General features: G+C 67.0%; 10 protein-coding genes. 7 read left to right on the forward strand and 3 right to left on the reverse strand.

Features of this window, described 5'->3' with window-relative positions:
• The first annotated feature begins 37 nt into the window (after window positions 1–37).
• Entirely contained in the window at window positions 38–676 is a 639-nt protein-coding gene (gene coq7, locus G372_RS0109985; protein WP_018862698.1) for a 2-polyprenyl-3-methyl-6-methoxy-1,4-benzoquinone monooxygenase, read from the forward strand.
• Window positions 677–700: 24 nt separating this feature from the next.
• Here coq7 and G372_RS0109990 read toward each other — a convergent pair whose 3' ends face one another.
• A complete protein-coding gene (locus G372_RS0109990) occupies window positions 701–2,872 on the reverse strand; it encodes an HAD-IIB family hydrolase (protein ID WP_019624044.1) in 2,172 nt (723 codons plus the stop codon).
• Between the two features lie 12 nt (window positions 2,873–2,884).
• A complete protein-coding gene (locus G372_RS0109995; RefSeq protein WP_019624043.1) occupies window positions 2,885–4,282 on the reverse strand; it encodes a glycoside hydrolase 100 family protein in 1,398 nt (465 codons plus the stop codon).
• 112 nt (window positions 4,283–4,394) lie between these two features.
• On the opposite strand from G372_RS0109995, the gene G372_RS0110000 reads away from it, so the two are divergent.
• From G372_RS0110000 to G372_RS0110015, 4 genes are read left to right on the forward strand one after another with little or no spacing between them, the layout of a single operon-like run.
• On the forward strand, window positions 4,395–5,021 hold the full coding sequence (locus G372_RS0110000) for a TetR/AcrR family transcriptional regulator (protein ID WP_019624042.1): 627 nt from the start codon (window positions 4,395–4,397) through the stop codon (window positions 5,019–5,021).
• A 31-nt stretch (window positions 5,022–5,052) separates the two neighbouring features.
• The gene (locus G372_RS0110005; RefSeq protein ID WP_019624041.1) at window positions 5,053–5,508 is read left to right on the forward strand and encodes a cytochrome c; all 456 of its coding nucleotides are present in this window, start codon (window positions 5,053–5,055) and stop codon (window positions 5,506–5,508) included.
• 7 nt (window positions 5,509–5,515) lie between these two features.
• Window positions 5,516–6,655, forward strand: coding sequence for an efflux RND transporter periplasmic adaptor subunit (locus G372_RS0110010; RefSeq protein ID WP_026340359.1), 1,140 nt, complete (start codon window positions 5,516–5,518; stop codon window positions 6,653–6,655).
• Window positions 6,652–9,741 (forward strand): efflux RND transporter permease subunit, encoded by a 3,090-nt coding sequence (locus G372_RS0110015; protein ID WP_019624039.1) that lies wholly within the window; start codon window positions 6,652–6,654, stop codon window positions 9,739–9,741. The genes G372_RS0110010 and G372_RS0110015 overlap by 4 nt, the downstream gene beginning before the upstream one ends.
• Before the next feature lie 13 nt (window positions 9,742–9,754).
• Here G372_RS0110015 and G372_RS0110020 read toward each other — a convergent pair whose 3' ends face one another.
• Window positions 9,755–10,834: an EAL domain-containing protein gene (locus G372_RS0110020; protein WP_026278784.1), complete on the reverse strand. Its 1,080-nt coding sequence runs from the start codon at window positions 10,832–10,834 to the stop codon at window positions 9,755–9,757.
• Window positions 10,835–10,955: 121 nt separating this feature from the next.
• On the opposite strand from G372_RS0110020, the gene msrB reads away from it, so the two are divergent.
• A complete protein-coding gene (gene msrB, locus G372_RS0110025; protein ID WP_018862690.1) occupies window positions 10,956–11,351 on the forward strand; it encodes a peptide-methionine (R)-S-oxide reductase MsrB in 396 nt (131 codons plus the stop codon).
• A 31-nt stretch (window positions 11,352–11,382) separates the two neighbouring features.
• Window positions 11,383–12,582: an MFS transporter gene (locus G372_RS0110030; RefSeq protein ID WP_019624038.1), complete on the forward strand. Its 1,200-nt coding sequence runs from the start codon at window positions 11,383–11,385 to the stop codon at window positions 12,580–12,582.
• Window positions 12,583–12,896 lie beyond the last annotated feature (314 nt).

The raw sequence follows: 12,896 nt of genomic DNA on the forward strand, positions 1-12,896 counted from the left end.
TTTCCCTAGAGCCATTCCCTGCGAAACGGGCATCACCATGCGCAAACTCAGCCCCCTGGATCACCTGATCGGCCAGGCCGATGCGTTCGTCAAGGTCGTGGCCGGCCAAGCCCGCTCCACCGGCCGTCCGTCGCCCGGGGGCGACGACTGGCCGCACCTGGAAGAGGACGACCGCAAGCTGTCGACCCGCCTGATGCGGGTCAACCATGCCGGCGAGGTCGCCGCCCAGGGGCTGTACCAGGGTCAGATGCTGACCGCGCGCAACCCGCAGATCCGCGAGCACCTGGACCAGGCCTCGCGGGAGGAAGGCGACCACCTGCACTGGTGCGCGCAGCGTGTGCACGAGCTGGGCGGCCACACGAGCCTGCTGGGGCCGTTCTGGTACATCGGGTCATTCGGGCTCGGCGCCGTGGCGGGACTGGCGGGGGATGCCTGGAGCCTGGGCTTTATCGACGAGACCGAGCGTCAGGTCGAGCGCCACCTGGACCGCCACCTGGAGCGCCTGCCGAAGAGCGACGAGACCTCCGCCCGTATCCTCGAGCAGATGAAGCAGGACGAGGTGGAACACGGGGCGCATGCGATGGCGCTGGGCGGCCGGCCGCCCCCCTGGCCGGTACGCAACGTGCTGATGCCGCTCACCTCCGGCGTGATGACGCGCACCGCCTACTGGATCTGACTCGGCTCGCCGGCACCACCGGCGTTATTCGTCGGCCGGGATGTCGCAGCGGTTGGGCAGATCGAAGTGCTCGATGCCCTCCAGGATGCCGCGCGCATAGGTCGCGTCGGCGAAGAAGATGCGCTGGAACCCGCGCAGCCCTTCCAGCTCCGGCTGGTGATTCCCGACCACGACCCCGAGCAGCCGCCCGCGCAGCATGTCCTCGTCGTTACCGGAGTCCCCGGCGACCAGCACATGTTCGAGCGGGATGCCCCACTTGTCGGACAGGTAGCGCACCGCGAGCCCCTTGGAGGCGCGCACCGGGAGCAGATCCAGATAGCGCTTGTGCGAGTAGATCACGCGCGCGTGCAGATCCTCGCGGTACAGGCGGGTCTCGACGCTCTCGGCATCCAGCTCCCCCGGAGGATCGACGAAGAAGCTCACCTTGAATGCCCGCTGGTCCTCCTGTGGCTGCAGCTCCAGCCCGGGCACCTTCAGCAGACACTCGCGCAGGCGATCGGGCTCCCAGCGATGACTGATATGCCGCGCCCAGCCACGATCCTCGGTCCGGTCCACCCCGTAATGGATCTCGCTGCCCACCGAGGTAATCCAGACATCCGGGGCGGGCACTCCGTGTTCTTCCAGCACGGCCGCGGCGGAGTCCACCCGGCGACCCGTGGCGACGCCGAACACCACCTGCTTGCGGTGACGCTTGAGCCAGGCCACAAAGGCCCGCGTGGCCCTGGCATCACCCAGCAGGGTGTTGTCGATGTCCGTGATCACGGCGCGATCGGCCTTGGCCAGCCGACCGGAGGTCGAGCGCTGCTCGCGCCGCGTCTGGCGCACCTCCTTGCTTAGCTCCTTGACCAGCTTCACGTACTTCTCGGCATGCCCGTCCCAGGAGTAGTGCTGGCGCACGCCCTTCAGGCCCGCGCGCGAATAGCGCTGCCAGCGCGGGCGGTCCGCGAGGATGCCCTGGATCGCATCGGCGATCCCTTCCGGGTCCAGCGGATCGACCAGCAACCCGTTGTGGCAGCGCGAGATGATCTCCTCGGGACCCCCGTCGTTGGTGGCGACGATCGGGGCGCCGCTGGCGGCGGCCTCGATCAGCGTGAGGCCGAACGGCTCGGTCAGCGCGGGGTTGACGAACACCCCCTTGCTGGATGCGACCAGGCGGTAGAGATCGGGCACGTCCTCCGAGCTGTGGTGCTTCGGATAGGCCACGCGGCCGTAGAGGTCGTGGCGGTCGATGCGCAGCAAGAGGTCCGTCAGTACGTCGCGCGCGCCCTTGTCGAGGTCGCGGATGTCGTCGCGATTACCGGCCACGATCACCAGGTTGGCGTTCTCCTGCAGCCACTCGTTGCCGGCATAGGCCTCGACCAGGGCACGGATGTTCTTGCGCTCGTCGGCCCGGGAAAGCGCCATGATCAGCGGGCGGTCGGGCTTTTGGAGGAACCGCCGGATCGCCGGCCAGATGGGCGGCCTGCGCTGGCCGCGCTTGGGCGGATGGAAGCGTTCGAGGTCGGTCCCCGGCGGGATCACCTCCATGCGCTCGGGCTGGTAGTTGTCGTACGCCGCATACTGCTCCCCGATCTCCTGGCGCGTGCTGGCGATCACCCGGTGGGCATGGGCCAGGGCCTCTTCCTCGGCGTGGATGCGGGTGGCGATGTTGTAGCGCGACTCGATGTCGTCGCCGGACATCCCGCCCTCGCGCAGGCGCTCGCGCTTGACCCGACCCAGGGAATGCCCGGTCTGGAGCATCGACGCGCCCAGCAGGTTGGACAGGCGCACCGCCACATGTCCGGCATCGGCATAGTGCCCGTGAATCACGTCCGGGCGCAGCCCGACCTCGCGGATATGCCCGAGGGCGTTGTCGGCGAAGCAGTCGAGATACGGCCAGAGCTTTTCCTTGCGCAGGTAGCGCCTGGGCCCGCAGTCCAGGCGCACGATGAAGGCGCCGTCGCCGAGCGACTCCTCGCGCCGGGCATAGTCGTCCGAGACGCGGTTATCGACAATGCGCCGTGTCAGCAGGTCGACCCGCCCCACCTGCGGGTGTCGCGCCAGCGCCCGTGCCAGCTCCACCACATAGAGCGTCTGTCCGCCGGTATCGGCGTCGCGTCCCAGCTCCAGATCCTGCCCCCGGATCAACCCGTGGACACTGATCAGGACGAGATACAGACCCTCGCCGTCACGGGCCTTGCTCTGGGTCTTTTTCATCGACGCACATCCTCATGGCAATTCCGGTTCCGGGCTGTCGAACAGGCTCATGGACTCGGGGTTGTCGAGCAGCGCCTGCGACACCAGCACGGCGGTGGCCGACCAGGTCTGCTGGTAGTTGGCGCGCCGGCCGATCAGCCGGCCGTGACGGCCGTCGTAGTACTCCGGCCAGTCGTCGCGGTGCAGGCGTTCCGCCGCCACCGCATGCACGCTGCGCGCGAGATCCGGGCGCCCGACCCGCAGCGCGGCGCCGGTAAACGCCCACAGCAGCGCCGGCCAGTTGCCGCCGTTGTGGTACGACCACGGGGTATTCTTGGGATCGGAGCCGGTTAGTAGGCGCCATTCCTCGCCGCTCATGGCCGGGTAGCAGATCTTGACCGGCATGGTCCCGATCAGGTCCTCGAAGCGCTGCTCGAAGGTCTGCATGATGGAGCGCGACTCGCGCTCGTCGGCCAGGCCGAACAGGACCGCCAGCAGATTGCCGAAGCTGAAGAAGCGAAAGTCCATCCGCCCAGGGCCGAGGTTGCCGACCAGGTACCCGCTCTCCGACGGCAGCCAGTCCACCAGCCAGTCAGGGATGCTCTCGGGGTAGATGTTCAGCGCGTTCTCCGACTCGTGGCCGAAGTGCTCGGTGCGATAGCGATGGATGTCGTTCAGCCGCTCCAGATCCAGCCAGTAGTAGTGGCGGATGTAGTCGGACAACTGCCGGGTACGGATCGCGGACTGCTCGCAGAGCTGCTCGGAGTCGGTATCACAGGGTTCGAGCATCGCCAGCGAGGCCTTCAGCATGCCGTAGAACAGTGCCTGGATCTCCAGCGGATGGCCGAACACGCCCATGCGCCGGTCGATCATGAAGCTGCCGTCCGGCACCAGCAGGGTCGGGAAGACCTCGAAGCGGTCCTGCAGACAGATACTGAGGATCAGCCGGATACCGCGCTGCACATCCTGGCTCTTGATGAAGTCGTGGTCTCCGGTGCGGTTCTGATAAGCACGCAGCAGCAGCACCCACCACATCATCGAGTCCACCGGGGCCACACGGCCAATCGCGCGGTCACCAAAGTCGGCCGCCAGCCCCTCGCGACCGTTCTCGTCGGTAAACACGCGAAAGCTCGCCGGCATCACCCGCGGCAGCCGGCGGTGACCCTCGATCTCCTCCTGGGTATCGCGGATCTGCAGGATCAGCGACAGAAAATCGCGCACGACCTCCGGTTCGTCGTTCAGCAGATAGACAAGCCCGGAGGGCACGAAATCGCGGATGAAGCAGTCGGCGTAGTTCTCCGCTGGCGCGCGCGTATCCAGGCTGGCGACGGTCCCCACCGTGCGCCCCTGATAGCGCACCTCGGCATCACGAAGCAGCTGGAAGGCGGACTCCAGCGTCGGGTTTCGGGCATCGAGCGGAAGCTGGTTCATGACTCCGAGTCTATGGAAACGCGTGCGCTTGTGCACGTACCTGGCGCCTTGTGGCAGCGCTATAAACTACATAGCGCTTGCATCATTAAAAGGAAAGTGATTAATTACTTGCATGAAACGAAAATCCGGCGAAGAACGACGCGAAGAAATCGTTCGGGCACTGCTCGACCTGACGGCCGAACACGGTGCCCGGGATGTCTCCACTCAGGACATTGCCGATCGGGTCGGGATCGCACAGCCCACGATCTTCCGGCACTTCCCGAACCGCGATGCGATCTTCCGCGCAGCACTGGACTCTATCGGCCGCAAGCTCCTGGACGTACTTACACCAATGTTCTCCGGACGGGGATCTGCAGATGTCCGCCTGCGCAAACTCTTGGCCCGGCAATTGCGATTCATCAGCCGCCGCAAGGGGCTGCCCCGCCTGATCTTCTCCGAACGACTGCATCGGGAAGATCCCGAATTGAAGGCCGTGGTCCGCGACATCATCGATCGCTACACCTCCCGGCTGGAAGAGTTGCTCCGGGAAGGGATCAGCCAGGGATGCTTTCGTCGGGATCTGCAACCGGCCGAAACCGCTCGTCTGATCGTGGCGATGATCCAGGGCCTGGTGATGCGCTGGTCGCTCTCCGACTTCGAGTTTCCACTAGACCAGCAGGGCGAGGTGCTTTGGCGCTTGCTGGAACCGGCATTGCGCACACCGGAGCCCCCGCCCCCACAAGGCTCGACCCGCACCTGAATACACCCGACCAACCCCGAGGAGTCTGGATATGTCCCATACCCGTGCTGCAACCCGTACCGCCCTGGTCGTCGCCGCCCTCGCCATGCCGCTGGCCAGCACTGCGTCGGCCGATACCTTTCAGTCCGTGATGCAGGGGCTCGCGAAAGACATGAACCGGGTACAGTCCGCGCTGTTCATCGAGGACTTCGCTACCGCCACCGAGGCAGCCGAGGCGATCGCAGACCACCCGAAACCCTCCTTGGGCGAGCGACGGCGTGTCCTGTCGGCCGTTGGCAACCGGGTCAGCGAGTTCCGCGGGATGGATCAGCAGGTGCACGACACCGCCGAACAGCTCGCCGATGCAGCACGGGAGCAGGACCTGGACAGGGCCATCCGCTACCACGGCAGACTGGTGACCGAATGCATCGCTTGCCACAGCGCATTCCGCGACAAGGTGAGCAGCGACCTGTCACGCCTGTCGCCGGATAACGCCCCGGAACGCTGAGCGGGACATGAAGGCCTCCCGCACGGTATGCCGTCGCCGCGCTCTGCGGCGGACCCTGGGCCTCCTCGCGCTGGGCGGGGTGGCAATCGTGACCGTCTGGAGCGCGACGGACCGGCTGTCGGAACGGTTCTCTCCCGAGGCTGCGCGCGCGGCGCCACCCCCGGCCGTGACCACAATCTCCGCAGAACCCACGGGAGCCACACTCTACAGCGCTGCCTATCGGGGCAGCATCGAGACTCGCGACGAGACCACCGTCTCGGCAAGAGTCGCCGCTAGGGTGCTTGAAAGCCCCCTGCACGCCGGGGACCGGGTCGAGGAGGATGAAGTCCTGGTGCGCATGGACACCGACGAGACGCGCCTGGAGGTCCAGCAGCGCGAGGCCGCCGAACAGCGCCTGGACGGAGAACGCGCCACCGCCCAGCGCAACCTCGATCGCCAGCAGGACCTCTTTTCCCGGGATCTGATTCCGGAAAGTGAAATCGACGACGCTCGCCAGCGCGTTGCCACACTGGAGGCCCAACTCCGCGAAAACCGGTCAGCACTGGAACTGGCCCGCAAACGCCTGGAGTACACGACCGAGCGGGCCCCCTTCACCGCCCAGGTTCGGCGCACGCATGTCCGCCCAGGCGATCTCGCGACTTCGGGACAGCCCCTGATCGAACTGGTGGGCCTCGCGGATCTGCATGCGGTTCTGCGCGTGCCGGAGCGTGACACATTGCTACTCAAACCCGGTCTGGACGTCGAGTTGACCATCCCCGCGCTGGATCATACCGTCACGTCCCGGCTTGATCGGGTCTACCCCACGCTGGACACCAGCCGGCGTAGCGGGAGCTTTGAGACGAGGCTAACCGAACCACCGGAGGCCCTGCGCCCCGGCATGGCCGTACAGGCACGGGTCGTCCTGGAACATCTGGACCACGCCATCCGGGTACCGGCCCATGCCATCTGGAGCGACGCCAAGAGCCAATGGGTCTATCGGCTGGAAGACGGACGCGCCTACCACACGGAAGTGGTGTCACGGTCCTTGCCGAATGGAGAACGGGCGATTCTCGAGGGCATCGAGCCCGGTGACCGCATCATCGTGACCCCGGATCGCCGGATCCGGGACGGGATGCCCGTGCACGCCGTGGACGACAGCCCCCGATGACCTGGGTCGAAGGCCTCCTGCGGTACCGGCACACGGTGCTGGCCCTTCTGGCTGCCGCTCTGATCCTGGGCTTGCAGGCGCGCTTCGACTTGCCCGTCCAGCTCTTTCCCGACACCGACCCGCCGACCGTCACGGTCATCACGGAATACCCCGGCATGGCGGCCCTGGATGTCGATCGCGAACTCACACGCCTGCTGGAGGAGGAGTTTGCCAGCCTCGACGGCGTCACCCGGATCAGCTCCTCCAGCCAGACCGGCCTGTCCGTGGCACGGGTGGAATTCGACTACGGCATCACCAGCGCCCTTGCCGCCGTGGACGTCCAGAACGCCGTCGGACGGTTGCGCCCGGACCTGCCCGCCACCATCGAAGAACCGCAGATCCTGGAGTTCTCCACCGCCGACAAGCCGATTATCACCATCGCCCTGACCAGTGACACCCTGGCGCTCGACGCGATCCGCGAGCAGGCCGACAACGCGATACGGGAACGGCTCGAATGGATCCCCGGCGTCGCCGCGATCGACGTGGTCGGCGGGCACAAGAGGGAACTGCATGTTGCGCTCGATCCCGAGCGCACCGAGGCCCTCGGGATCGACATGCCCCAGGTACTGGAGGCCCTCGACGACTGGAATCTCATGGCGCCGGGCGGTCGTGTCCGCATCGGTGAACTCGAGAGTGTGGTGCGGTTCGATGCGCCGCTGCGAAGCGAGGCCGATGCACGCGAGATCATCCTCGTCGCGGACGGCGATACGCGTGTGCGCCTGGGCGATATCGCCCGAGTCCGCCTGGAGCCCGGCGAGCCCCGCGCGGCCTACCGTCATGACGGCCAGGCAGCGATCGCCGTGCAGGTGCTGCGGCGGGACGATGCCAACACGGTGGAGGTGGCCGCACGGGTGCGCGAGGCGCTGGAACCCCTGCGCGATGCCGCGCCCGAGCTGAATATCGTCGTCGCCGACGATGATTCGGTGTTCACCGAGAAAGTGATCGCCGACATGACCCAAACCGTGATGATCGCCATCGCCCTGACGATGGTGATCGTCCTGCTGTTTCTCGCCGATCTGCGTCAGGCCGGGATCATCGCCCTCTCCATACCGGCGGCGTTCCTGGCGACCTTCGGCCTGATGCAACTGGCCAGCCTGGATCTGAACATGGTCACCATGTCGGCGCTGATCCTGGCGATCGGCCTGCTGGTCGATGACGGCATCGTGATCCTCGAGAACATCCACCGTCACCTGGACGAAGAGGGCCAGCCCCCGCGCCAGGCCGCCATCGAAGGGGTGGGTGAGGTGTTCGGCGCCAAACTGGGCGGCACCCTGACCACCCTCGGCGTACTGCTTCCCCTGGCATTCATGGGTGGCTTTATAGGAGAGCTGTTCCGGCCCCTCGCGCTGACCCTGGCGTTCGCCTTGAGCGCCTCGTTCGTGATGGCCGTCACCCTGATCCCTCTGCTGGCCACCTACTGGCTGCGACCCGCCACCTCGACCGCCACCCCGCGCTGGCGGGAGACCCTGGAGGCACCGGCGCGCGGCGTCCGTCACCTCTATCTGGACGTGCTGGCCCTGGCGCTAAAGCGTCCGCTGGCGACGCTGGTGGTGGCCGTCATGCTGCTGGCCCTCAGCCTGGGCATGCTCCGCATGACCGGGAGCGAGATGCTGCCGCGGTTCGACTCGGGCGGTTTCCAGGTTCTGGTCGACATGGCGCCGGGCACCCGGCTCGACACCACCCTGGCAACCCTGGAACCCGTCGAGCGGTATCTGGCCGAACACGAATACGTCGTGGATGTCAGCAGCCAGTTCGGCCACGAAACCGGCGCCCGCTCGATGGGCGACCGCGGCGCCATGGGCGTCAATCAGGCCGAGATCACGGTAACGCTGGTGCCGCGGACGCAACGCTCTCTCACACAGTGGGAGATCATGGACGACGTGCGCCAACGCCTGGAGACCACCCCGGGGGTCACCCTGGCCGTCCCCCGGGAACTTGGCGGCACCGCACGCTCGTCAACCGCCGCCCCGATCATCGCCCGGATCAGTGGCGAGCAGGCGCAAACCCTGGACCACACGGCGAGCGACCTGCTGAACCACCTTTCAGGCATCCCCGGCATCACCGACCTGTACAAGGACTGGGCCCTCGACACCCCCGAGGTGCGGGTCCGGGTCGACCATGACCGGGCAGCCGAACTCGGTCTTACCGGGGCCGGGCTCGCCCGTGCGGTTCACCAGGCCATGGACGGCGCCGTGGCCACACGCTTCCGCCAGCCACCAAAGCGGGACCTGGACGTAGTCGTGCGCTACCAGGCCTCGGACCGCCGCTATCCGGAGGACCTGGAGGGGATCCTGCTGCCCACCCGCGAGGGCCCGGTCGCCCTCGGCGAGGTCGCAAGCCTTGAACATACCCTCGGCCCGCGCATTGTCACGCGGGAAAACGGCCAGCGGACCCTGGACATCCTCGGCTTCCACCTGGGACGCCCGCTATCCGAGGTGGTGGCCGACGTGCAGCAGCGCCTGGACACGTTCGCCGCCCCGGATGGCTATCCGGCGACACTGGCCGGCGAGCAGGCGGACTTCGACGAGGCCCGTGACCACATGATGCGCGCGCTGTTGCTGGCCGCCCTGGCCGTCTATCTACTGCTGGTCGTGCAGTTCCGCAGCTTTGCCCACCCGGTCATCATCATGACCGCCATTCCGTTGCAGTTCATCGGAGTGGTCGCGGCACTGCTGATCGCCGGGAAGTACGTATCCATGCCGGCGCTGCTCGGGATCATCCTGCTGATCGGCATCGTGGTGAACAACAGCATCATCCTGCTCGACCTGGCCCGGCGCCGACTGGCCGAGGGCCTGGACGTATACGCCGCCGTCACCGAGGCGGTGGAAACGCGCATGCGCCCCATCATGATGACCGCCCTGTCCACCATCGCCGGCATGCTGCCGCTGGCCCTGGAGATGGCCGTCGGGGCCGAACGTTTCTCGCCGATTGCCACGGTCATCATCGGCGGTATCCTGGCCGCGACCGTTCTGACGCTGGTGGTGATCCCGGCCCTGTTCGTGCTGTTACATCGGCTTGTGCCGGCACTCCACACAGCCAGGGGGTAGAAGCACGCCAGCGCTATGGGAACTCCGGGTGCTGCGGCAGGGGTGGCTCGGCGGCCGGGCGGGCGAACAGGTAGCCCTGGCAGTAGTCGACCCGGTCCTTCAGCCACTGCCACTCCCCCGGGGTCTCGATGCCCTCGGCGATGATCTGTACGTCGAGTTCACGCGCGAGCTCGACGACCTTGTCGAGGATTTTCTGCTGATAGGGATCGCCATCGATACCGCTGACCAGTTCGCGGTCGATCTTCACGAAATCCGGGCGCAACTGAGACAGCATGTTCAGCGAGGCATAGCCTGCGCCGAGATCATCCAGCGCAACCTGGAACCCGGCCCGGCGATACCGGTCGACGATCCCGGCCAGATGATCCAGCTCCTTGACCTGATCACTCTCGATGACTTCGAACACGAAACCGCTCGGACCATCCCCCTCCGGGCGCGACAGGATCTCGCGCACGGTCGTTTCCAGACAGAAGGCGGGGTCGTAGATCGCGGTCGGATTGAAATTGATGAACAGGTGGCTACCGATACCCCGCTCGGCCGCCCGCCGGATGGCATTGATACGCGCGGAGCGGTCCAGATGGAACAGCAGTTCGGCGTTGCGCGCGGTGCGAAACAGCTCGTTCGGGGGGATGATCCCGCCGTCCGGCGCACTGGCCCGAACCAGGGCCTCGTAGGCGAAGACCTCGGTGGGACGTGCCGCATGCACGATCGGCTGAAAGTGAAAGTCCAGCGCGTCGTTCGCCAGGATGACCGACAGATCACGGGCATTGTGACGCGCGATCAGCGTGGACAGCAGATGGGTGTCCTGCAGATGTCCGAGACCGAACTGCTCGCCCTCCGGCACAAAGGTCGCGCGGCAGCCAGCCTGCTCGGATCCGCTCAGCACCTGATCCAGCCGAGCCAGCGCATCCCCCAGCCCGCCCGCGCCGGATACCGGCATCGCCAGGATACCGGAGGTCGGCTCGCTGCAGGGGATCTGTTCCTCGACCATCCGGCGCCGCAGAGCGCTGCGGGTGTGCGCCAGCACCGGCGCCAGAAAAAGGGTGCCGGCCTCCGCCGGCAACAGGTGGATCCGTTCACAATCCGGGCAACTCACGACCACCTCCAGCGGTCTCGCCTGGCCACGCCATGTCCGGGCTGCCAGTGGTAGGATCAGGCGGGCGGCACAACGTGACAGCACGCATGTGTCATGACCATATCACCCCTGCGGAGGCTGCATGAAAGATTCCGGATTTTCCGACGACGACCTGCGCCGCCGACTGACCCCCGAGCAGTACCGCATCGCCCGCGAAGGCGCCACCGAGCCGCCATTTACCGGCGCCTACAACAACCACAAGGACGATGGCATCTACCACTGCGCGGTCTGCGGGGCCGCCCTGTTCGACTCCGCGACAAAGTTCGATTCCGGCTCGGGCTGGCCCAGCTACACGGCACCGGCGGCACCCGACGCGGTCACCGAGCATCGTGACCGTTCGCTAGGCATGGAGCGCACCGAGGTCCGCTGCGCGGATTGCGACTCGCATCTGGGGCATGTCTTTCCCGACGGCCCGGCCCCGACTGGTCTGCGCTACTGCATCAACTCCGCCGTGCTCGATTTTCGCCCGCGCGACTGAACAGGTTGCCAACCGACTGGAAAGGAATCCCGTGCCCTCTTCGACCACGCCGCGCGAACGCGTGAACGTCCTGCTGCTGGCCACGGCACAGGCGCTGTTCCTGATCGCCGCAGTCACCGTGATGACGCTGAGCGGCGTGGTCGGCGAACGCCTCGCGGCCGATCCCGCCCTGGCCACCCTGCCGGTCGCCGCGATGATGGTCGGCACCCTGGTTACTACCCTGCCGGCCTCCCTGTTCATGAAGCGCTTCGGACGGCGCACCGGCTTCCTGCTGGGCACCAGCGTGGGCGGGGCCGGTGGCGCCGCGCTGGCTGCGGCCGGGGTCTTCGCCGAGGCCTTCTGGCTGTTCGTGCTGGGCAATCTGCTCCTGGGGGCCTACCAGGCCTTCGCGATGTACTACCGCTTTGCCGCCGCCGACGTGGCCAGCCCCGCCTTTCGCCCGCGCGCGATCTCGCTGGTCATGGCCGGTGGCGTCGTGGCCGCCTTCCTCGGCCCCTGGAACGCCCACCATGCCCAGGCCCTGCTGCCGGGCACGCCGGAGGCTGGCCCCTACCTGGTCCTCGGCGCCCTGGCCCTGCTGGCGATGGCACTGCTGGCCTGGCTGCGCGTGCCGGCGCCACCGCCGGAGGAACGCGGCCCGGCCCGGCCGATGCGCGAGATCCTGCCGCAAGGGCGCTTCCTCGTGGCACTGACCGCGGCCGCGCTGGGCTATGCGGTCATGGTGCTGCTGATGACGGCGACGCCACTGGCCATGCGCCAGGCGGGGTTCGACATGGGCCAGATCGCACTGGTGATGCAGTGGCACGTGCTGGGGATGTTCGCGCCCTCGTTCGTAACCGGCCACCTGATCACCCGCCTCGGGATCACGCGCATCCTGGCACTCGGCAATGTACTGGTGCTGTTCAGCGTGGCGATCGCCGCGCACGGGGAGACGCTGGGGCATTTCTGGCTGGCGCTGTTCCTGCTGGGGGTCGGCTGGAACTTCCTGTTCATTGGCGGCAGTACGTTGCTGACGACCACGCATACCGCCACCGAGAAGGGCAAGGTCCAGGGCGTGAACGACCTGACCATCTTCACGCTGGTCACGGCCGGCTCGCTGCTGGCCGGGGCGCTGCTGCGGCCACTGGGCTGGGACGGTCTGAACCTGGCCATGCTGTCGGTGATCGCGCTGCTGACCATCGCCATCGCCTGGCTCTGGTTCGACGACACCCGCGCCCCGGCGCGCGCCTGACACACGCCGAACCCTGATCTACCGTTGCCGGGCCGCCTGCCTAGTTGAGGCTGGCCCTGGTTCGGCATCCGGTGTTTACGTGCCTTCGGTCCGCATACTGCCGTGCGCTGTCTCGGCAGCGCACCCCGAGCTACTTCTTTGCTCGTGCAAAGAAGTAACCAAGAAACACGCCCGGGATTCGCCCGGGAACCTTGCTCCGGCCGCGCCAGGCCGGCGGCGCTGAAACTCGCTGCGCCTTCGGCTTCGCTCAGACAGTCAGCGCCTTCTCCCGGCCTGTCACGCCCTCCACAAGGGGCTCATATCGGGAGGGTAGG

The organism is Thioalkalivibrio thiocyanoxidans ARh2, assembly GCF_000385215.1.
In the GTDB taxonomy this organism is placed as follows: Bacteria; Pseudomonadota; Gammaproteobacteria; order Ectothiorhodospirales; family Ectothiorhodospiraceae; genus Thioalkalivibrio; species Thioalkalivibrio thiocyanoxidans.